Here is a 20,826-nt window from a genome sequence, read left to right on the forward strand (position 1 = left end):
CCTTTTTTGTTTGAGCAGTTCAAGACCATCAAGGCCGACCGGGCCGGCAGCTCCCACAGGAATCGAGGTTCCCTGTAGGAGCGGCTTTAGCCGCGATGCTGTTTAGATTTACTCATCACCCGCCGCGAAGTCGTAGTCCATCGACTGGCTCGGCCCCTGCAAGTAGTAACCCTGGATGTAGTTCACGCCCGCCTGCCATAAGGTGGCGAGCACGCTGGCGCTTTCCACGAACGGCACGATGGTCAGCTTGGCTTGCGCGTGCAGGCTGCTGAGCAGGGTTTTCAGCGCTTCCTGAGCGTCGGCGTTGCTCAGGTCCTGGGAGAACGAGCCGTCTACTTTGACGAAATCGACGCTCAGGTGCTTCAGCGTGTTGAACGGGTTGAGCGCACAGCCGAACTGGCTGAGGGCGACTTTGCAATGCAGTTCCGCCAAGCCCTGAGTCAGCGCCTTGGCCTGTTTCAGGTAGGTGGTGGCGTCCGGCTCGCTGAGCTGGAAGGCCAGGGCGTCGGACGGCAAACGAGCGGCTTTGAGCGCCACGCTCAGCCACGGCAACAGCGTCTGGTCTTGCACACTGGCTTGCGACAGGTGCACGAACAGGCACGTGTTGTGGCCTTTGGAGCGGTGGTCGGCGAGCAGCTTGATGGAGTTGAGGATTACCCAGCGATCAATCTTCTCGGCCAGGCCCGCGTCGCGCGCCGCTTCGAGGAATTCGCCTGGCGGCACTTCAACGCCTTGCGGGTTGAGCAGGCGCAGCAGCACTTCGTAGTGCTCATTGCTGTCGCCGCGCAGGCTGATGATCGGCTGGAACAGCAGGCGGAAGCTGTTGTTTTCCAGCGCCTGCTGAACCATGGCGACGATGTTGCCGCGATTCGCCGCAGCGGCCAATTCCTGGGCCGGGTTGTAGAGTTTGATGGCGTTGCCATCCCCCAACTCGTCGGCGCAGCGGTGGGCGCGGTCGATCACTTCCTGCGCTTTTGGCGTTTTTTCGTTGAGGCCAGCTACGCCGATAGACAGGCTGGTCTGCACCGTGCGGCCGCTGACGTCGAACATGTGCCCTTCGACTTTTTTCAGCAGGGCAGCAAGCTCGCCTTGCGCCTGTTCCGGCGTCTTGCCCGGTTGCAACACGGTAAATACGTCGTCCCCGAAACGGGCCAATTGCGAGTCATCACTGAAGTGCTCGCGCAGCAGGTTGGCCAGATCAGTAAGCAGCAGGTCGATGCCCGCCAGCCCGGTTTCCGCCAGCAGGTTGCTGTAGCGGTCGACGCGAATATAGCTGAGCGTGCCCGGTTGGCCGGCGTTTACTGCGCGCTCGGCGGCGGCGTCCATCAGCTCAATGAAATGGCTGCGGTTGAACAGGCCGGTAACCAGGTCCTGGCTGCTGATTTCACGCAGCTTTTCTTCCAGCTCGGCGTTGCCGGTTTCGGCGCGAATCACTACCTGAATGCACGGTTCGCTGTCGTAGGTGGCGGGCGAGAAACTCATGCGCGCTTGGAAGGTCTGGCCGTTGGCTTTTACGCCGCTGCAGGTCAGCTCGGCACTCCCTTCGGCGCTGTGGTAGTTCTTGAGGAAATCTTTGAAGTTGGCGTGATCGCAGCCGGAGATCAGATCGATCATCGGCATGCCTTCGAGCTCGTCGGCATCTTCGTAATCGAACAGCTTCAAATATGCGCGGTTGGCGTATATGTGCATGCCGTCGTGAACGTAGGTGATGGCGTCCACCGAGCTGTCGAGCAGCAACTGGCAGCGCTTCTCGGCTTCGCGCAGGGCAATTTCTGCGACGCGGCGGCCACGACGTTCTTCGAGGTTGGCCAGCTCACGGTTGGCGACCAAAATCAGGCGTTCGTCTTCACCTTGCGGCAAGGCGTCTTGCGCGCCGAGTGCGAGGGCTTCGGTGATGGCGTCGGGGTCGTTGTCAGCGGTGAGCTGAATCAGCGGAATATCTTTGGCCTGACGGCGAATCGCATTGATCGCTTCGCTGGGGTCGAGGTTTTCACTGCTCGGCGCGGCAATCAGCAGATCCCAGCTTTGCTGGAGTGCGGTAGCCAGGTCGTCACTGGACGTCAGACGGTGCACGCGGGTGGCGCGACCGGCATTGCGGAACAGGCTGACGAGACGCTCGGCCTCGTTCTGCGAGTCCTCGAGAATCAGCAGCCGGATGGTTTTCTTTTCGATGGCCATGGCGTGTGCTTAGACTGCGCCGAACGGGCGCGAAAAGGCGACAAAAGGGGGTGTGCGGCGCAATCTACAGTGACTTCCAAAGTGAGTCAAAGTCTTCCTCGCCGCCCGCGCTTTGGGTTTTCGGCGCTGTGACCGGCTTCCCTTGTTCGGGAGGTGCCTGCTCTACAACGCGGTATTCGAACTGGTTAAAACTGCCGGTGCTGGTTTGCTTGCGACTCAGCACCGCGCGGCGTTCTTCACCGTTCAGATTGATTTGAACCTTGTTGCCTTCCTGAAATGGCAAGCGTGCCGTAATGACGGTGGCGGGCCGCGAAATAGCGCTGATTTCCGGCAGCAGCAGCGCACGCAGGTATTGGCTGTTCTGATCCGCTTTGCGCAGCAATTGCAGGCCGCACGGCTGGGCGTGCGGCGCGATCAGTTCAATGCCCATTTGCGTGCCGCCACCGCGCACTTGGCGAATCCACCGCACCAGCGCCACGCTCCAGCTTTGTTCGGGCGAATCTTGCACGCCGAGCAGTTCGCCGGCTTGCAGCTGGCTCGGCACTTCTTTCGGCCAGCTTAGGCAATAGCCGCCGGGGCTGTGGTTGACGATGGGGAGCTCGAAGGTCGCGTAGTTGTTTTCCGCCGCGCCCGTGGTGGACTCGGCTTCACCCGCCGGCCGTTGGTACTGGATTTCTTCGTGGGGCAGGCCCCCGTTCCAATCCACGTTGGCTTGCGCGTCGAACGCATTGCGCCAGATGTCTTTGGCGTCGGCGTTGACGGCTTTGAAGCTCGCGGTTTGTCTTTCTTCCTGGCGTTTGAGCACTTCATTGAACGGCTTGCCGCCGGCCAGAAAAAAATGCAGAGCGCTCATGCCCAAGCACAGTCGCAAGCTGCCGTGGCCGGCGTTGCGTTGGAAGGTGCGTTCGGCAATGTCGCCCCAGGCCGAGCCGAGGTGTTGCAGCAGGTCGATGCTCATGCCTTCGGGCACCAGCAAGCGCGACGTTGCACGGTTCTCGGGCTCCATCATCAGGTGCTCTTTGATCGCATCCACTAAAGGCTGCGGATCAATGCCGAGCAAGCTTTGCAGTTCGTTGTCCTGGAACAGCGATTTGTAGCGCGGCGGGCCGTCCACTTGCGAGGGCACGGCGAACAGGCTGCCGGGTTCGTCCGCCGCCTGAAGGTGCACCAGCGAACTCCACGCACCAAGTACTTCGGCCAGCTTCGCAATGCCGTTCTGGCGCATCTGGTTGGTGCGCGCGCAGCCTAGCAGCAGGGCAATCAGGTAGGTCTGCTCGACGCTCAACCCTTTGGTGTGCAGCGCCATGTCGTCGCGCACGACGATGGTTTGCAGCGCACTGTTCTGGGCAATTTGGTAGAGCTTGTGCAATTCCAGCCAGAGCCCCTCGGGCACCGGGCAATACAACTGGCTCGCGCGAATCAGCGGGCCGCACAAGCAGTGGCAGGCACGTTGAATGGCGATGGTCAGCAGCTGCATCTGGTTGCGCTCGCGGCTGTTGCGCGGCGCTTCCTGGGAGACGATCAGTTTGTAGCCGGCCGCGAGGTGGTTTTCCAAGGCCTGGCAAAGGTTGGCCACTTTGCGCGGACGCTCATCCAGCACGATGGCTTGGTTGAGGAAGTGACGTTCCAAGTGTTTGCTGACGAAATAGACTTCAGCGCGCAACAGCTCAAGCAGCTGCAGGCGATTTTCAGCAGGGGTGATCAGTTGGTTGAGCTCGACCAGGCATTGATAAAGCTGGCGAGCTGTTTCGCCCAGATTGGCCTTCGGCAGGCCGGCGATCCAGCGTTTGAGATCGCGAGGGCTGGAGTCACAGAACGAAAGTTTCTGCTGGTTTGGCGTCGGTACACGTAGCAGCAGGTGGGGATTCTGTTTATCCATGTAACTCGTAATCCATCTGGCTGGACACTCCTGCGCACGGTGGCGTGGCGAGTCGATCTGAATGTCGGTTTTCCGAACTCTAGCAGCATCTTGCCATACCCGCAGCCAATCGGGGGTATGGCCAAGATGGCGTTTTGCCTTTGCCGGACGAGGTTTGTTAAGCGTGAGACCTCAAGCCTGACTCAGATGTTCAACGGCACTGCACGGGGCTCTTGCGGTTCACGGATTTCAGCGCGCGTCGGCCAGGCGTTCGCCCATGCGCGTTGCGCTGCCGGCAACCATGTGTTCGGCCCACTTAACCTGGTTCGGCCCGAACAGCACGATGGCCGTGGAGCCCAGCTTGAAGCGGCCCAGCTCGGCGCCTTTGGCCAGTTCGATGGGGCCCCGCGCAGCAGCGTCATATCGGGTGGTTTTCAGCAGGCGGGCCGGCGGCGCAACCTGACCGGCCCAAACGGTTTCGATGGCAGCGACGATCATCGCGCCCACCAGCACCACCGCCATGGGGCCGCGCTCGGTGTCGAAAATGCAGACTAAACGCTCATTGCGTGCGAACAACTCCGGCACGTTTTCCGCTGTGGTCTGGTTCACCGAGAACAGTCGCCCCGGCACGTAGACCATTTCCTTCAAGGTGCCTGCGAGCGGCATGTGCACGCGGTGGTAATCCTTGGGCGACAGGTAAATGGTGGCGAACTCGCCGCCCATAAAAGGCGCTGCACGTTCAGCGTCGCCGCCCAACAACTCCACGGCGCTGAAGCTGTGGCCTTTGGCTTGAAACAGGCGGCCGTGTTCGATCGGGCCAAGCTGGCTAACGGCGCCGTCGGCGGGGCAGAGCACGGCGCCCGGAGTTTCGTCCAATGGCCGTGCGCCGTCTTTCAACGCACGAGTGAAGAAGGCGTTGAAGTTTTCGTAGGCGGTTGGGTCTTCAACCTGCGCTTCGCTCATGTCCACTTGGTACTGTTTGACGAACCACTTAATGAGCGGATTTTTCAGCCATTCAGCGCGGCATTCGGCGATACAGCCGATGGCCCGCGACAGCAGGTGATGAGGCAGCAGGTATTGGCTGAGGATAAACAAACGATCTTTCATGGATGTTCCTAAACGTTGAATAAGTAGCCGAGGTTTACACCTCGATTGGCGTATCCGGCAGATTGCCCCACTCGCCCCATGAGCCGGCGTATGCCTTCACTCGCGGATAGCCCAGCGCCTTGGCCACCAGGTAGGTGAAGCCGGAGCGGTGATGGGTTTGGCAGTGGGTGATGATTTCTTTGTCTTTGCTCAGCCCGAGGCTTTCCAGGATGGCGGGCATGTCTTGGCGAATGCGCAGGGCGCGGGCCTGGTCCATGCCGGCGGTCCACTCAAAATTCACCGCGCCGGGAATGTGGCCGCCGCGTGCTGCCACCACTTTTTCGCCGCGGTATTCCGACGGCGCGCGGGCATCCCAAATGCCAAGGTCGGCACTGCCCAGACGGCTTAGCAGGTACTCGCGGGTGGCGGTTGGGGCGTCGCCAATCGTCACGGCGATTGGCGCTTGCGTGGTCGGCGCCGGAACCTCGGTGCTCAGCTCACGCTCTTCGGCTTGCCAGGCCAGCAGGCCGCCGTCGAGGTAGTGGTAGTGGCCATGGCCGATCACATCCAGCAGCCAGATGAAACGTCCGGCCCAGCCGCCGCCTTCATCGTCATACACCACATAAACGGCGTCGGGGTTGTGCCCCAGTTCGGCGAACAGCGCTTGCAGCTGCGCGGGTTCTGGCAGCAGGCCTGGCGCGGGTGGTTGGCCAAGTTGCGTGCGTTTGGGGTCGACGAAACGGGCGCCCGGAATGTGCCCTTGGGCGTAGCGGGCGGCGCTGGTGAGGTCGACCAGAATCAGCTCGGGAGCATTCAGGCGCGAGGCGAGTTCAGCGGGTTCGATGACCAGCGGCAAACCAGTGAAGGCAGACATGCATGGCCTCCGGGCCAAATGAATAAGGGGGCAAATTGTAGCGGAAAGGTTAGCGCCCGCGTTTGGCAAAGCTGGCCAGGGCGCGCTCGATGCATTGCGATATTTTGCCAAACGCCTGCACGCACGGTTCGCTCAGTGGCGTGCCTTGCTGGTCGACGACCAGAATCATGACCACTTTGCCGTTGTTGGCCAGCGAGCGCAGCAGGGTGTGCTCGCCGGGAAACAGGGCTTTCAAGGTGCCGGGCAACAAGGCCGAGAATTGCGCGATGTTGTCCGGGCTCAGGCGCAGTTGCCCCGGTTGTGACAGCAAGCGTTTGAGCACTTGGCTCTGCGTGGCATCGAGAGTCAGCGCTTGCGCTTCTTTGGGCAGGCCGACGATCTGTTGCGTCACCAGGTGCGTTTGCGTTTTATCAGCCAACAACACCAGCGCACGGCTCATGCCGCAAGCGTCCAGCGCGTCGCGAATGCAGGCGGTCAGTTGCAACAGGTTGGCGAAGGCGCTCGGTTCGCGCAGCAGCTCGCGGCAGTATTGTTGCCACGCGGGGGAGGTGTCCTTCGGCGGCGGCGCGGGTTCAGCTATGGCTTGCAGGTGACGGGCATTCCACGGCCAGAGCAGGGCATGAGCCGGGTGCCATAAATCGGTTCCGGGAAATTGCCGCGCACTGGTGACTGCTTGTTGGTGCGTCAGTTGCTGCAAGTCTGCCAGCGGCAGTTGCAAATAGAGCGCGGTGATGCGCTGCCAACGCAAGCTGTGCGGGCAGTCCCAGGCTTGGTGGGAACTCAGCGCCAACGCGTTGGCAAATAAAATGGTGTTGCCCGGATGCGTCAGCCAGCGCGACAGCGCCGGGTCGGCGTCGAGTAATTGTTGCTGATGCAGCGGCTCTTCATTGTTACGCGCGATGTGAAGCGCCTTGGCCAGCAAACGGCGATCGGTCGCGAGCAGGCGATACGCCTGAATGATCCAATCCGGCAAACGCCATTGCTCAGCGAGTGCCAGGCAGAGCGAAGGTAGCGTAACGCCGAACAGCTCGCGCTCGACCTTGTGGGTCGGCTCGCCCTTGCCGAGCACCCGTTGCTCCCATTTATCCACTAGCTCAGGGTGCGCCGCCGCCAGCGGCCAGAGTGGCGACAAAAACAGCAAGCTGCTCCAGTGAATTTCCTGCCACAGCCGCGCCAGGCGATTGGCAAACAACCCGCTCGCCTGTTGCGAGGCGTGCTGACTGATGAGCTGGATTTGCCGCAGCGCCTTGGGGATTTTCTCTTCGGCAATCACCGGCAACATATTCAGCAGGTCTTCGGTGCGCTTCAAACCCAGGCGCGTAATGGCGATTTCCAGACTTTCCGCGGGCTCGCTCAAGCTGCTGTTGCTGCGGTTGGCTTCGCGCAAAACCAACAGGGCGAGCGAGGGGCTCGCTTCGATCACATTGGCGACATTGCGCAACGAACTGCTGCTATTAAGCAGGGAACGCCGAACCCGTTCATGGGTCGTCGCCAGTATTGGCAGACGAACACTGTCGAGGTGCTTAAGCCAGGTTTTCAGGCTTGATGGTACGGGTGGCAAGGTCGGCATGTTGTTGTGAGCCCATTGGCTTTTAACCTTAACTGGCTATAGTCTGGCGTATAAGTTCCGATAATTAGAAGGGGTGATTTTTATGCCCTTCTCATTGGCTGCGTCTTCCTGACTTTCTAAGTAATCCTCTATGGCAAAAATCATCGGCATCATTGTTGTATTCGCTTCGGTATTGGGCGGCTACATTTTGTCCCACGGTAAAGTGGCGGCGCTTATTCAGCCTTTCGAGGTCATGATCATCGGCGGCGCAGCACTGGGTGCATTCCTCCAGGCCAACCCCGGCAGCACCTTCATGTCAGTGTTCAAAAAAGCACTGAAAATGTTCGGAAACCGCTTCACTCACGCGTTTTATCTTGAAGTGTTGAGCATGCTCTACGAGATCCTCAACAAAAGCCGCCGCGAAGGCATGATGGCCATCGAGGCCGACGTCGAAGACCCCGCCGCCAGCGCCATTTTCAGCAAATACCCAGGCCTGCTCAAAGACGCAGGCATGACCGCTTTTGTCTGCGACTACCTGCGCATCATGTCGTCCGGCAACATGGCCCCCCATGAACTTGAAGGCCTGTTCGACATGGAACTGAGCAGCCTTAAAGAAGAACTCGAACACAACTCCCACGCCGTAACCCGCATCGCCGACGGCTTGCCGGGCTTCGGGATCGTGGCAGCGGTACTCGGTATTGTGGTGACCATGGCCCTGCTGGGCCAGGTTGAGCAATCGGCCCTCGGCCAACACGTGGGCGCGGCGCTGGTGGGTACCTTCCTCGGTATTCTCGCCGCGTATGGCTTCTTCGGGCCGTTGGCCACTTGTCTTGAACACGATGCCAAGGAAGAGCTGAACGTGTACGAAGCCATCAAGGCTTCGTTGGTTGCATCGGCCTCGGGCATGCCGCCGTCGCTGGCGGTGGAGTTCGGTCGTAAAGTGTTGTTCCCGGCGCATCGACCCAGTTTCAGCGAGCTGGAACAAGCGATTCGCGGTCGCTGATAGATGGACAACAACCAACCCATCATCGTTAAGCGCGTCAAGAAATTTGCCGCCGGCCACCACGGTGGAGCCTGGAAGATTGCCTTCGCGGACTTCGCCGTCGCCATGATGGCGTTCTTCCTGGTGCTGTGGCTGATGTCCTCGGCCACGCCAGAGCAGAAGAAAGCCATCTCCGGTTATTTCCAGGACCCCGTTGGTTTCAGCGAAAGTGCCAGTCCTTACGTGATCGACCTGGGTGGCACGCCAACGCCGGCGCCAGACAAAACCCTCAATCCCGAAGTGAAAGACGCCAAGGCTGCCACCGACACCACGTCCGATAACGAAAGCGATATCGCCCCGAGCGAAACGCAAGCGGAAAACATTGCCGAGAAACTCGAAAAAGAGCGCCTGGAATTGCTGCTGCAAGAGCTGCAAAACAAGGTCAACGAGAATCCGCAACTGCAGCGCTTCAAGGATCAGATCCTGTTCGAGATTACTCAGGACGGCTTGCGCATTCAGATCATGGACGCCGCCAATCGCCCGATGTTCGATAGCGGCAGCGCCCGTTTGCAAACGTACTTCGAAGACATCCTCATCGCCATGGCGGACACCATCAAGGCGGTGCCGAACAAGATCAGCATCAGCGGTCACACCGACGCCAAGCCGTTCGTAGGCCGTGGTGATTACGGCAACTGGGAACTGTCGGCCGAGCGCGCCAACGCGGCGCGCCGCACGTTGGTGGCGGGCAGTTACCCCGAAGAGCAAATCGCCCGCGTGGTCGGTTACGCCTCTTCGGCGCTGTTTGATCGCGAAGACCCGATGAACCCGGTTAACCGTCGTATCGACATCATCGTGCTGACCAAAAAGGCGCAGCGCGCTATTGAAGGCGAGCAGGGCGGTGAAGAGGGTGAGGCGCCGCCAGTCGAAGGCGCTCCGGCCGCACCCGGCGCAGCGCCGGCGCCAGGCGCCTCTCCCGCGCCAACCGGAACCGCGCCCGGCGCGCAAACCTCGCCAGAGCAATTTCGCGAAAAGCTCAACGTGTTTGATAACGGTGCGTTGCGTGTGGATCAGGCGCGCGAAAACTGAGTGCCGAGTCCAACGAAAAAGGCCGCGTATCGACGCGGCCTTTTCATTTCAGTAATCCGACTCGGGAAGGGTCGAGATAATGTGCCGATAGCTCGCCATTCGCTGCGGCTGGATGCGCCCCTCTTCCAGCGCCTTGAGCAACGCACAGCCCGGTTCGCGGTCGTGCTTGCAGTCGCGGAAGCGGCATTGGCCCAGCAGGTCGTGAAACTCGATAAAGCCGGCTTCGACGTCATCGCGGCTGACGTGCACCAAACCAAATTCGCGAATACCCGGCGAGTCGATCAACTCGCCGCCGTTGGGGAAGTGGAACAAGCGCGCGGTGGTGGTGGTGTGCGTGCCCTTGCCAGTCAGCTCGGACAGCGGGCCGACGCGGGTGTCGACTTCCGGCAGCAAGCTGTTGACCAGCGACGACTTGCCCACACCCGACTGCCCCACAAACACGCTGACATGCCCATCCAGCTCGGCTTGCAACAGCTGCATGCCGTTGCCGTGGTGGGCCGACACTTCCAACAACGGATAGCCCAATTGCCGGTAAACACCGAGCAGCGCGTTCAGCGCCACGGCGTTTTTGTCATCGATCAGGTCGGCTTTATTAAGCAGCAGTAATGGACGGATGCCTGCGTGTTCGGCGGCCACCAGATAGCGGTCGATCAGGTTGGCGTGGGGTTCAGGCAGCGGGGCGAAGACGATGACGATCAGGTCGACGTTGGCCGCCACCGGCTTCAGTTGGCCGCGGGTATCAGGACGGCACAGCTCGGTATGACGCGGCAGTTGCGCAACGATGACGCCGATGCCTTGGTTGCCGGCGCGCCATACCACTTGGTCGCCGGTGACCAGCGTCGGCAGGTTGGCCCGTAGATGGCAGCGGAAAACCTGCCCGGCCAATTCGCCGTCACGCGCCTCGACTTCAACTTGCACACCGAAGTGCGCGATCACCAAGCCGACTTGCTCGGGGCCCAGGTCGCCGCCTTCCAGCGCTTCCAACGACTGCGACTCACGCTTGGCGGCGCGGGCAGCGCGCTCGCCTTGGATCTTCTCGATGCGCCAATTCTGACGACGGTTGAGCTGGCGTTTGGCCATGGGACTTCCGATTAAATAAGCAACAAATTGGCGAGCGCGAGCTGCGTCGCCTGCAACGATGCAGATGGCCGGCGAGTTTAGCACGCCACCCAAGTTCGCCGCCGCGCGCCATGGCTGAGCTAAACTGCGCAGCTACGCAGAGGAGCCCCACCATGCAAAACCCGCAGAATCTGATATGGATCGACCTGGAAATGACCGGTCTGGATCCCGAAACCGACGTGATCATTGAAATGGCCACCATCGTCACCGACAGCAACCTCAACGTGCTGGCCGAAGGGCCGGTGATCGCGGTGCACCAGAGTGATGAAACCTTGGCGGCCATGGATGAATGGTGCACCCGCACCCACGGCGAAAGCGGCCTGACCCAGCGCGTGCGCGACAGCAAAATCAGCGCCCAGGAAGCCGAAGCCCAGACCATTGCGTTTCTGGAACAGTGGGTACCTAAGGGCAAATCGCCGATCTGCGGCAACAGCATCGGCCAGGACCGCCGCTTCCTCTACCGCTACATGCCGAACCTGGAAGCGTATTTCCACTACCGCTACCTCGACGTGTCCACCCTGAAAGAACTGGTCGTTCGCTGGGCACCGCAGATTCGTGATGGTTTCAGCAAGAAGGGCAGCCACTTGGCGCTGGACGACATCTACGACTCAATCGCCGAGCTGAAATACTACCGCGAGCATTTTATTAAAAAGTTTTGATTGGCTCGGGCGCACAGCCGTTGGGCTTCGCCTTCGGCTCACCGCTCGCGGACCGAACCTTGCGCCGTCATTCCCGCGTAGGCGGGAATCCACAGTCGTGCAGGCATTCATCGTCCGCTCCGACATTCTGGGTACCCGCTTTCGCGAGGACGACGGGGGGGTGTTGCTCCGAGCAGGACCGGTCACCCACCGAGGTGAAGTGCTACCGGGCCCAGGCAGCTTGTAGGAGCGGCTTTAGCCGCGATGCTTTTTTGCCCTCAAGAGCATCGCGGCTAAAGCCGCTCCTACCGAAACCAAACGCGCTAGCGACCGTGCCGCGCCAACGCCCACTGCACGTGTTCGCGCACCATTTCTGACGCATCCTCCCGGCGCAGCTCCAGCGCTTCGATAACCGGAATGCTCGACGGTGCATTGCCCAGCCCCACCGCCAAGTTGCGCAGCCAGCGCTCGTAACCCGCGCGGCGCAAAGGCGAACCTTCGGTACGGCTCAAAAATTCCTCTTCACTCCAGCGAAACAGCTCGGCCAACTGCGCGTTGTCGAGGTTATGGCGCGGGGCGAAGTCGCTCTGCTCGGTCGGCTTGGCGAAACGGTTCCAGGGGCAGACGATCTGGCAGTCATCGCAGCCAAACACCCGGTTGCCGATCAGGGGCCGAAGGTCTGTAGGAATCGGACCTTTCAGCTCGATGGTCAGGTAAGAAATGCAGCGGCGGGCGTCAAGCACATACGGGCCGACAAAGGCGTTGGTCGGGCAGATATCCAGGCAGGCGGTGCAGCGACCGCAGTGTTCGCTGGCGTGAGGTGCATCGACCGGCAGCGGCACATCGACAAACAGCTCGCCCAGGAAAAAGTAGCTGCCGGCCTTGCGGTTCAGCACCAAGGTGTTCTTGCCGATCCAGCCAAGCCCGGCCTGCTCGGCGATGGCTTTTTCCAGCACCGGCGCGCTGTCGACAAATGCGCGGTAGCCGAACGGGCCGATGGCGTGTTGAATGCGTTCAGCCAGTTGCTGCAGGCGTTTGCGAATCAGCTTGTGGTAGTCGCGGCCCAGCGCGTAGCGCGACACATAGGCGGTTTCCGGCTGGCCCAGACGCTGCGCCATCAGCGTGTCGCCGGGCAGGTAGTCCATCCGCAGCGAGACCACGCGCAAGGTGCCGGGTACTAACTGTTCGGGGTGCGAGCGTTTGCTGCCATGGGCGCCCATGTAGTCCATCTCGCCGTGATAGCCCGCCGCCAACCAGCGCTCCAGGTGCGCTTCATGCTCGCCCAGGTCCAGCCCGGCGATGCCGACTTGCTGAAAGCCAAGCTCGCGCCCCCAGTCTTTGATCGACTGGGCGAGGCTGGCGACATCAAGGGCGAGGTTGGACATGGGCACAGGCAACTAAGGCAGAGGTGCGTATAATTCTGCCAGACATCCGAGCCGACTGACGCATGCCGCCTATCAACGACATCCTCCCCACCGCTTTGCACAGTGCCGCCCAGGTACGTGACCTCGACGCTCGCCTTATCGCGGCGGGCACTCCCGGCTTTGAATTGATGGAGCGCGCCGCCCATGCCGCCTGGCGCGCGTTGCGTCAGCGTTGGCCGCAGGTGAACGAAGTCACGGTAGTGGCGGGGCACGGCAACAATGCCGGCGATGCTTATCTGGTCGCGGCCCTGGCCCAGCGTGCCGGGTGGCAGGTTCATCTGTATGCCGTCGGCGATACGGCGCGACTGGCAGGCGATGCAGCCTCTGCTTACGCTGCCGCGCAGCAGGCTGGGCTGACCGCTCAACGTTGGTACGCCGATGCGCCATTGACCGGCGTGGTGGTGGACGGCTTGCTCGGCACGGGGCTTTCCGGCGAGGTGCGCGCCCCTTATTCCCAAGTGGTCGCCGCGATTAACGCCAGCGGTTTGCCGGTGCTGGCGCTGGACCTGCCGTCGGGGTTGTGCGCTGACACCGGCGTAGCGCTGGGCGCCGCCGTGCGCGCCGATTTGACCGTCACCTTTATCGCGTTGAAAGTCGGGCTGTTCACCGGAGAAGCGCCGGCTTTGGTCGGCGACTTGGTATTCGATGACTTGCGGGCCGAGCCGCGCCTGGTGGCTGAAACCGCGTACGTGGCCCAGCGGCTCACTGCTGCGAACCTCCCGCACGTGGCGCCCCGCTCGGCGACCGCCCACAAGGGGCAGTTCGGTCATGTGCTGGTGGTCGGTGGTGATCGTGGCTTTGGCGGTGCCGCCTTGCTTGCCGCCGAAAGCACCTTGCGCTGCGGCGCCGGCCTGGTTTCCTTGGCAACCCGTCCGGAGCATGTGTCGGCCGCGCTGGTGCGTCGCCCGGAAATAATGTGCGCCGGCGTCAGTTCGGCCAATCAGTTAACGGCGCTCAGTCAGCGCGCCAAGGTGTTGGTGGTGGGCCCTGGCTTGGGCCAGGAAGCCTGGGGGCGCAGTTTGTTTTCCGTCGCACGCCATGCGGAATTGCCGCAAGTGTGGGATGCCGATGCACTCAATCTGTTGGCGCAAAAGCCCACAGTGCTCGCCGCCAACAGCGTGATTACCCCGCATCCGGGTGAGGCGGCGCGCTTGCTCGGTATGTCCACGGCGCAAGTGCAGGCCGACCGGCCGGCGGCGGCACGCGCCTTGGCGAAAAGCTTTGCAACGGTCGCGGTACTCAAAGGCGCAGGCAGTTTGATCGCCGCGCCGGATGGCCGCCTGTGGGTATGCGATCACGGTCACCCGGCCATGGCCGGCTCCGGCTTAGGCGATTTGCTGGCCGGTGTGGTCGGTGCATTGCTGGCGCAAGGCTTGCCGGCATTCGAGGCGGCGTGTCTGGCGGTCTGGCTGCACGCCCGCGCGGGTGAGCAGTTGGGCGAGCAGGGCCGAGGCCTGGCCGCCAGTGATTTAATCGCGGTAATTCGTCAGCTTTTGCAGGAGCAGTCGCCATGTCTGATGTGAGTGTGGATCTCTATAAAGCAGACGAAGCGTCGATGCTGGAGCTGGGGGCGCGCATCGCTGAGGTCACCGGCGGACGCGGCATCATTTACTTGCATGGCGACTTGGGTGCAGGGAAAACCACCCTGTCGCGCGGCATTATTCGCGGGCTGGGTCATACCGGCGCAGTGAAAAGTCCGACGTTCACGCTGGTCGAGCCCTATGAGCTGGGCGACGTTCGCGCCTTTCACTTTGACCTTTACCGCCTCGTCGATCCCGAAGAGCTAGAGTTTCTGGGCATTCGCGATTACTTCGAAGGCGATGCCCTGTGCCTGATCGAATGGCCGCAGCGCGGTGTTGGCGTTTTGCCAAAGGCCGACCTGGACATTACCATTAGCCCCCACAAGAGCGGGCGCCTGCTGCGTTTTACGCCGCACAACGGATTGGGCGAGGCCTGGTGTGCCGCCTTAGCCAAATACGAAAAGCATGAATAAGAGAGTGGGGTTGGGTATGCGCATGCGCGCGCTGGTTACCGGGGTTTCTGTGCTGCTTGCCGTATTGGCTGCCGACTTAGTGGCTGCGGCCGATATCAAAAGCGTACGGCTGTGGCGCGCGCCGGATAACACCCGCCTGGTGTTCGACCTGTCGGGCCCGGTGACCCACAGCGTGTTCACCCTGACGTCACCCAACCGCATCGTGATCGATGTAAACGGCGCGACGCTGGCGACCAAGCTCGAACAGCTGTCGATTGCCAACACGCCGATCACCAGCGTGCGGTCGGCGCAGCGTTCGCCCACCGACCTGCGCATCGTCATCGACCTGTCGTCGCCGGTTACGCCCAAGAGCTTTAGCCTGGCGCCGAACCAGCAGTACGGCGATCGTCTGGTGGTCGACCTGTTCGACCAAGGCGCCGACAGCTCGCCAAGCCTGCCCTCGACCACCACCGCTGCCGCGCCCCAAGTGCCGGTAACGCCGACCCAGCCGCTGCCCAAGCTGACGCCGCCAGACCCGAGCGGCAAGCGCGACATTGTTATCGCCATCGACGCCGGCCATGGCGGCGAAGACCCCGGCGCCCTCGGCCCACGTGGCGCACGTGAGAAGGATGTGGTGCTGGGCATCGCCCGCGAGCTGCAACGCCAGATCAACGGCACCAAAGGCTACCGCGCCGAGCTGGTGCGCACCGGCGACTACTTTATTCCGCTGCGCAAACGTACCGAGATCGCCCGCAAGAAGGGCGCCGACCTGTTTGTATCGATTCACGCTGACGCCGCGCCGAGCAAGTCCGCGTTTGGTGCTTCGGTGTTCGCCCTGTCAGATCGCGGCGCCACCTCGGAAACGGCACGGTGGCTGGCCGACAGCGAAAACCGCTCCGACTTGATCGGCGGTGCCGGCAACGTCAGCCTCGACGACAAAGACCCGATGCTCGCCGGTGTGCTGCTCGACTTGTCGATGACGGCGTCGCTGTCCTCCAGCCTCAACGTCGGCCAGAAGGTGCTCACTAACCTTGGCAGCGTGACGTCGCTGCACAAGCGTCGCGTTGAACAGGCCGGGTTTATGGTGTTGAAGTCCCCGGATATTCCTTCGATTCTGGTTGAGACCGGGTTTATCTCCAATCCAAACGAGTCGGTGAAACTGGCCAGCGGCAGCCACCAGCAATCGCTGGCGCGTTCCATCTCCAGCGGCGTTCGCCAGTTCTTCCAGCAAAACCCGCCGCCGGGCACATACGTCGCCTGGCTGCGTGACTCGGGGAAAATTGCGCCAGGGCCGCGTGATCACTTGGTGGCCTCCGGCGAAAGCCTGGCGATGATTGCCCAGCGTTATCAGGTGACCCAAGCCGCCATTCGCTCGGCCAACAATTTGAAAACCGACTCCCTGAAGGTTGGCCAGCATCTGCAAATTCCACCCACTGCTCTGGCAGCCCAGCCATGACGGTCGCTGAGTTGACGCAAGCACGTATCGAACTGCTCAGCCCTCGGCTGGCGAACCAGATCGCTGCTGGCGAGGTGGTTGAACGTCCGGCCTCGGTAATCAAAGAATTGCTGGAAAACAGCCTCGACTCTGGCGCATCGCGTATTGATGTGGACGCCGAGCTGGGCGGCACCAAGCTGCTGCGCGTGCGCGACGACGGCAGCGGCATCGCAGCCGACGACTTGCCGCTCGCACTGGCGCGCCATGCGACCAGCAAGATTCGTGAGCTGGAAGACCTCGAAAGCGTCATGAGCATGGGCTTTCGCGGCGAAGCGCTGGCGTCCATTAGTTCTGTCGCGCGTCTGACCCTTACCTCGCGCACCGCGGATGCCGAGCAAGCCTGGCAGGTTGAAACCGAAGGCCGCGACATGGCGCCCCGCGTGCAGCCAGCGGCCCATCCGGTCGGCACCTCGGTGGAAGTGCGCGACCTGTTCTTCAATACGCCGGCGCGGCGCAAATTTCTCAAGGCTGAAAAAACCGAATTCGACCATCTTCAAGAGGTGGTCAAGCGCTTGGCGCTGGCGCGCTTCGACGTGGCGTTTCATCTGCGCCATAACGGCAAAAGCGTGCTCGCCTTGCACGAGGCCCATGACGAAGCCGCCCGTGCTCGCCGGGTTGCGGCGGTGTGTGGGCCTGCGTTTTTGGAGCAGGCGCTGCCCATTGAAATCGAGCGCAACGGCTTGCGGATGTGGGGTTGGGTAGGGCTGCCGACGTTCTCCCGTAGCCAGGCGGACCTGCAGTATTTCTACGTGAACGGTCGCGCGGTCCGTGACAAGCTGGTCGCCCACGCGGTGCGCCAGGCGTATCGCGACGTGTTGTTTAACGGTCGTCATCCGACGTTTGTACTGTTCCTTGAAATCGATCCATCGGTGGTCGACGTCAACGTTCACCCCACCAAACACGAAGTGCGGTTCCGTGATGGGCGCATGGTGCATGACTTTCTATATGGCACCTTGCACCGCGCGCTGGGTGAGGTTCGCCCGGAAGATCAGCTGGCCGCGCCCGCAGCCGTTGCCGGCATGCTGCGACCGACCGGGCAGGCTGCGGGGGAGTTCGGCCCGCAAAACGAGATGAGCCTGTCGGCCAATGTGTTGGAGCGTCCAGCTTCGGACAATGTCTGGCGCGCGCCGGGCAGCGGTTATCAGGGCGGCTATCAGGCGCCACGTCCGTCGCAAAGCCTTCCTGTGGCAGAAACTCAGGGTGTGTATCGCGACTATTTCGCTCCCTTGGCTGCCGGCGGCGCGCCAACGGCCTTGCCTGAAAACCAGGGCGACATCCCGCCGTTGGGCTATGCGTTGGCGCAGCTTAAAGGCGTGTACATCCTCGCCGAGAACTCCGTCGGCATGGTGCTGGTAGACATGCACGCCGCACACGAACGCATCACCTATGAGCGCCTGAAAGTCGCCATGGCCAGCGAAGGCTTGAGCGGGCAGCCGTTGCTGGTGCCTGAATCAATTGCGGTGAGCCAGCGTGAGGCTGATTGCGCGGAGGAGCATGCCGCGTGGTTTCAGCGTCTGGGTTTTGAGTTGCAGCGGCTTGGCCCGGAAACCCTGGCGATTCGCCAGATTCCAGCATTGCTGAAGCAGGCTGAGGCCAATCGACTGGTGCATGACGTGGTCGCCGACCTGATGGAGTACGGCACCAGTGACCGTATTCAGGCCCACCTCAACGAACTGCTTGGCACCATGGCCTGCCACGGCGCAGTGCGCGCCAATCGCCGTCTGACCATTCCGGAAATGAACGGTTTGCTGCGGGATATGGAAAGCACCGAGCGCAGCGGCCAATGCAACCACGGGCGGCCGACCTGGACGCAGCTGGGCATGGACGACCTCGACAAACTCTTCATGCGCGGCCGCTAAAGGACCTTCGTTATGTCCAGGCGCCTGCCTCCGGCGATTTTCCTTATGGGGCCGACTGCCGCCGGCAAGACCGACCTGGCCATTGAGCTGAGCCGTCACCTGCCCTGCGAGTTGATCAGCGTCGACTCGGCGCTGGTCTATCGCGGCATGGACATCGGCACCGCCAAGCCGTCCAAAGCGCTGCTCGCCGAGTATCCGCACCGTCTTATCGATATTCGCGACCCGGCTGAACCATACTCAGCAGCAGACTTTTGCACCGATGCGCTTGCAGCGATGGCTGAAATCACCGCGCGCGGGCGCATCCCGCTGTTGGTGGGCGGCACCATGTTGTATTACAAGGCGCTTCAAGACGGTCTGGCCGATATGCCGCCTGCCGATGCGGCCGTTCGCGCGCGGTTGGAGCAGCGCGCCGCGGCAGAGGGTTGGGATGTGCTGCATCGCGAATTGGCGGCAGTGGACCCGGCGTCGGCGGCGCGTATTCACCCCAACGATCCGCAGCGACTGTCGCGCGCCCTGGAAGTGTATTTGGTTAGCGGCCAGACCATGACGTCGCATCGAGAGCGTCAAGCCGCTCAAAACGGCGGTTCTAGCACAGCTGGGGGCTCGCAATTCCCCTATACTGTCGCCAGTTTGGCCATCGCACCGGCGGAGCGCCACGTACTGCACGCGCGGATTGCCGAAAGATTTGAGGCCATGATGGAACAGGGCTTTGTCGAAGAGGTCGAAAACCTGCGAAATAGAGGTGACCTGCACGTGGGATTGCCGTCTATACGGGCTGTGGGTTATCGACAGGTTTGGGATTACCTCGACGGCAGCCTGACGCGAGAGCAAATGGTTGAGCGTGGCATTATCGCCACCCGTCAATTAGCCAAAAGACAGTTCACCTGGTTGCGCGGATGGTCCAATCTGCACTGGCTAGACAGTCTGGCTTGCGACAATCTACCGCGCACCTTGAAATACTTGAAGTCGGTCTCCATATTGGACTGAGACCTTGCTTATAGCCGTCTATCCTTGGGGGTACTGCGGCGAAGTCCACCACTTTTCATACTATAACTATCGATCTCCAAAGGAGTGCGGCACATGTCAAAAGGGCATTCGCTACAAGACCCTTACCTCAATACCCTGCGTAAGGAACGCGTACCGGTTTCAATTTATTTGGTTAACGGCATCAAGCTGCAAGGCCAGATCGAATCCTTCGACCAGTTTGTTATTTTGCTGAAGAACACTGTCAGCCAAATGGTCTACAAGCACGCCATCTCCACCGTGGTACCGAGCCGTCCGGTTCGTCTGCCTAGCGCGACAGAAGGTGAGCAAGTCGAAGCAGAACCAGGTAACGCCTGATAGGAGTCTGCTTTGTTCTTCGAGCGTCATGAAGGTGGTGAGCGGGCCATTCTGGTTCATCTGGAAGGCCAAGACCCAGAGGCGCGCGAAGATCCGCAGGAGTTCCAAGAACTCGCCCATTCGGCGGGTGCGGACACGGTGGCGTTCATTAACGTGCCACGTCATCGGCCGACCGCAAAGTTTCTGATTGGCAGTGGCAAGGTCGAAGAGTTACGCGACCTGGTCAAGGCCGAGCAGGCCGATCTGGTTATCTTCAACCACATCCTAACCCCCAGCCAGGAACGTAACCTCGAGCGCGTGTTCGAGTGCCGCGTGCTGGATCGCACGGGGTTGATTCTGGATATCTTCGCTCAGCGTGCACGTACCCATGAGGGTAAGTTGCAGGTTGAGCTCGCTCAGCTTGATCACCTCAGTACGCGCCTGGTTCGCGGCTGGACTCACTTGGAACGGCAGAAAGGTGGTATCGGTCTGCGTGGTCCTGGTGAAACCCAGTTGGAAACGGACCGTCGCTTGCTTCGCGTACGCATCGGGCAAATCAAGCAGAAGCTTGAGCGCGTTCGCAGTCAGCGTGAGCAAGCGCGTCGCGGCCGTAAGCGCGCCGATATTCCTTCCGTTTCATTGGTGGGTTACACCAACGCCGGTAAATCGACTCTGTTCAACGCCGTCACCCAATCCGAGGTGTACGCGGCTGATCAGTTGTTTGCCACGTTGGACCCAACGCTTCGCCGTCTTGAGTTAGACGACCTGGGTCCAATCGTGCTGGCCGACACCGTGGGCTTTATTCGTCATCTGCCGCACAAGCTGGTCGAGGCCTTCCGCGCTACGCTGGAGGAGTCGAGCAATTCCGATTTGCTGCTGCACGTGATCGATGCTCATGAGCCAGACCGTACTCAGCAGATCGAGCAAGTGTTGGCGGTGCTGACGGAAATCGGTGCGGATGAGTTGCCGATACTCGAGGTCTACAACAAGCTCGACATGCTGGAAGGCGTTGAGCCGCAAATTCAACGTGACGAAGCAGGGCGCCCGCAACGCGTCTGGCTTTCTGCCCGAGACGGCCGTGGCCTGGATTTGCTCGAGCAAGCGGTTGCTGAACTGCTGGGCAATGATTTGTTTGTCGGCACCTTGTGCCTGCCGCAACGCTTGGGGCGCCTGCGCGCTCAGTTTTTTGAGTTGGGCGTTGTGCAAACCGAAGAGCATGATGAGCACGGCGCGAGCTTGCTGTCTGTGCGGGTTCCACGGGTTGAATTGAACCGCTTGATCAGCCGTGAAGGCTGGCAGCCGTCAGAGTTTTTAGAGCAACACACTTTGCAATAAAGCCTGCGACTGCGGCTTTGCTGCTGCCGGACGGCATCTGTAGCATTGGCG

The 20,826-nt window shown here is 61.3% G+C and carries 17 protein-coding genes; 10 read left to right on the forward strand and 7 right to left on the reverse strand.

Translation table 11 applies throughout. The features are described 5' to 3' along the window. Positions 1-108: 108 nt before the first annotated feature. From ACZZ0Q_RS01355 to ACZZ0Q_RS01375, 5 genes are all read right to left on the reverse strand, one after another. Positions 109-2,178 (reverse strand): EAL domain-containing protein, encoded by a 2,070-nt coding sequence (locus ACZZ0Q_RS01355; protein WP_463540347.1) that lies wholly within the window; start codon positions 2,176-2,178, stop codon positions 109-111. Between the two features lie 64 nt (positions 2,179-2,242). Next, a complete protein-coding gene (locus tag ACZZ0Q_RS01360; protein ID WP_463560223.1) occupies positions 2,243-4,057 on the reverse strand; it encodes a molecular chaperone in 1,815 nt (604 codons plus the stop codon). 228 nt (positions 4,058-4,285) lie between these two features. Further along, a complete protein-coding gene (gene asd / locus ACZZ0Q_RS01365) occupies positions 4,286-5,143 on the reverse strand; it encodes an archaetidylserine decarboxylase (RefSeq protein WP_463540346.1) in 858 nt (285 codons plus the stop codon). A 34-nt stretch (positions 5,144-5,177) separates the two neighbouring features. Then, positions 5,178-5,996, reverse strand: a complete 819-nt coding sequence (locus ACZZ0Q_RS01370; protein ID WP_463540345.1) for a rhodanese-like domain-containing protein — start codon at positions 5,994-5,996, stop codon at positions 5,178-5,180. Between the two features lie 49 nt (positions 5,997-6,045). Next, entirely contained in the window at positions 6,046-7,566 is a 1,521-nt protein-coding gene (locus ACZZ0Q_RS01375; RefSeq protein WP_463560225.1) for an HDOD domain-containing protein, read from the reverse strand. A gap of 130 nt (positions 7,567-7,696) precedes the next feature. Here ACZZ0Q_RS01375 and motA point away from each other — a divergent pair, with 130 nt between their 5' ends. Then, positions 7,697-8,548, forward strand: a complete 852-nt coding sequence (motA, locus tag ACZZ0Q_RS01380) for a flagellar motor stator protein MotA (RefSeq protein WP_463540344.1) — start codon at positions 7,697-7,699, stop codon at positions 8,546-8,548. A gap of 3 nt (positions 8,549-8,551) precedes the next feature. Further along, complete coding sequence (gene motB / locus ACZZ0Q_RS01385; protein ID WP_463540343.1) at positions 8,552-9,613, forward strand: flagellar motor protein MotB; 1,062 nt, start codon at positions 8,552-8,554, stop codon at positions 9,611-9,613. A 48-nt stretch (positions 9,614-9,661) separates the two neighbouring features. On the opposite strand, the gene rsgA is transcribed toward motB, so the two are convergent. Continuing rightward, positions 9,662-10,693 carry a small ribosomal subunit biogenesis GTPase RsgA gene (gene rsgA, locus ACZZ0Q_RS01390; protein ID WP_463384066.1) on the reverse strand — a complete coding sequence of 344 codons (1,032 nt, stop codon included), beginning with the start codon at positions 10,691-10,693 and terminating at the stop codon, positions 9,662-9,664. Positions 10,694-10,845: 152 nt separating this feature from the next. Here rsgA and orn point away from each other — a divergent pair, with 152 nt between their 5' ends. After that, complete coding sequence (gene orn / locus ACZZ0Q_RS01395; protein WP_122451587.1) at positions 10,846-11,391, forward strand: oligoribonuclease; 546 nt, start codon at positions 10,846-10,848, stop codon at positions 11,389-11,391. A gap of 302 nt (positions 11,392-11,693) precedes the next feature. Here the strand turns inward: orn and queG are convergent, their stop codons facing one another. Further along, a complete protein-coding gene (queG, locus tag ACZZ0Q_RS01400) occupies positions 11,694-12,755 on the reverse strand; it encodes a tRNA epoxyqueuosine(34) reductase QueG (RefSeq protein ID WP_463540342.1) in 1,062 nt (353 codons plus the stop codon). Positions 12,756-12,817: 62 nt separating this feature from the next. Here queG and ACZZ0Q_RS01405 point away from each other — a divergent pair, with 62 nt between their 5' ends. From ACZZ0Q_RS01405 to hflX, 7 genes are all read left to right on the forward strand, one after another. Continuing rightward, the gene (locus ACZZ0Q_RS01405) at positions 12,818-14,317 is read left to right on the forward strand and encodes an NAD(P)H-hydrate dehydratase (protein WP_463540341.1); all 1,500 of its coding nucleotides are present in this window, start codon (positions 12,818-12,820) and stop codon (positions 14,315-14,317) included. Continuing rightward, entirely contained in the window at positions 14,305-14,787 is a 483-nt protein-coding gene (tsaE, locus tag ACZZ0Q_RS01410) for a tRNA (adenosine(37)-N6)-threonylcarbamoyltransferase complex ATPase subunit type 1 TsaE (protein ID WP_463540340.1), read from the forward strand. The genes ACZZ0Q_RS01405 and tsaE overlap by 13 nt, the downstream gene beginning before the upstream one ends. Before the next feature lie 4 nt (positions 14,788-14,791). Further along, positions 14,792-16,222 carry an N-acetylmuramoyl-L-alanine amidase gene (locus ACZZ0Q_RS01415; RefSeq protein WP_463560990.1) on the forward strand — a complete coding sequence of 477 codons (1,431 nt, stop codon included), beginning with the start codon at positions 14,792-14,794 and terminating at the stop codon, positions 16,220-16,222. Further along, positions 16,219-18,120, forward strand: a complete 1,902-nt coding sequence (mutL, locus tag ACZZ0Q_RS01420; RefSeq protein ID WP_463560226.1) for a DNA mismatch repair endonuclease MutL — start codon at positions 16,219-16,221, stop codon at positions 18,118-18,120. The genes ACZZ0Q_RS01415 and mutL overlap by 4 nt, the downstream gene beginning before the upstream one ends. A gap of 12 nt (positions 18,121-18,132) precedes the next feature. Next, on the forward strand, positions 18,133-19,107 hold the full coding sequence (miaA, locus tag ACZZ0Q_RS01425; protein WP_463540339.1) for a tRNA (adenosine(37)-N6)-dimethylallyltransferase MiaA: 975 nt from the start codon (positions 18,133-18,135) through the stop codon (positions 19,105-19,107). 93 nt (positions 19,108-19,200) lie between these two features. Then, on the forward strand, positions 19,201-19,461 hold the full coding sequence (gene hfq, locus ACZZ0Q_RS01430; protein ID WP_108097895.1) for an RNA chaperone Hfq: 261 nt from the start codon (positions 19,201-19,203) through the stop codon (positions 19,459-19,461). Positions 19,462-19,473: 12 nt separating this feature from the next. After that, complete coding sequence (gene hflX, locus ACZZ0Q_RS01435; protein WP_463384058.1) at positions 19,474-20,775, forward strand: ribosome rescue GTPase HflX; 1,302 nt, start codon at positions 19,474-19,476, stop codon at positions 20,773-20,775. The last annotated feature ends 51 nt before the right edge of the window (positions 20,776-20,826 follow it).

The sequence above is a fragment of the Pseudomonas sp. AC070 genome, from assembly GCF_979258635.1.

Coding starts and splice junctions, on each gene's coding strand:
- ACZZ0Q_RS01355 (WP_463540347.1), bottom strand. CDS start 2,178: ATGGCCATCGAAAAGAAAACCATCCGGCTGCTGATTCTCGAGGACTCG.
- ACZZ0Q_RS01360 (WP_463560223.1), bottom strand. CDS start 4,057: ATGGATAAACAGAATCCCCACCTGCTGCTACGTGTACCGACGCCAAAC.
- asd (WP_463540346.1), bottom strand. CDS start 5,143: ATGAAAGATCGTTTGTTTATCCTCAGCCAATACCTGCTGCCTCATCAC.
- ACZZ0Q_RS01370 (WP_463540345.1), bottom strand. CDS start 5,996: ATGTCTGCCTTCACTGGTTTGCCGCTGGTCATCGAACCCGCTGAACTC.
- ACZZ0Q_RS01375 (WP_463560225.1), bottom strand. CDS start 7,566: ATGCCGACCTTGCCACCCGTACCATCAAGCCTGAAAACCTGGCTTAAG.
- motA (WP_463540344.1), top strand. CDS start 7,697: ATGGCAAAAATCATCGGCATCATTGTTGTATTCGCTTCGGTATTGGGC.
- motB (WP_463540343.1), top strand. CDS start 8,552: ATGGACAACAACCAACCCATCATCGTTAAGCGCGTCAAGAAATTTGCC.
- rsgA (WP_463384066.1), bottom strand. CDS start 10,693: ATGGCCAAACGCCAGCTCAACCGTCGTCAGAATTGGCGCATCGAGAAG.
- orn (WP_122451587.1), top strand. CDS start 10,846: ATGCAAAACCCGCAGAATCTGATATGGATCGACCTGGAAATGACCGGT.
- queG (WP_463540342.1), bottom strand. CDS start 12,755: ATGTCCAACCTCGCCCTTGATGTCGCCAGCCTCGCCCAGTCGATCAAA.
- ACZZ0Q_RS01405 (WP_463540341.1), top strand. CDS start 12,818: ATGCCGCCTATCAACGACATCCTCCCCACCGCTTTGCACAGTGCCGCC.
- tsaE (WP_463540340.1), top strand. CDS start 14,305: ATGTCTGATGTGAGTGTGGATCTCTATAAAGCAGACGAAGCGTCGATG.
- mutL (WP_463560226.1), top strand. CDS start 16,219: ATGACGGTCGCTGAGTTGACGCAAGCACGTATCGAACTGCTCAGCCCT.
- miaA (WP_463540339.1), top strand. CDS start 18,133: ATGTCCAGGCGCCTGCCTCCGGCGATTTTCCTTATGGGGCCGACTGCC.
- hfq (WP_108097895.1), top strand. CDS start 19,201: ATGTCAAAAGGGCATTCGCTACAAGACCCTTACCTCAATACCCTGCGT.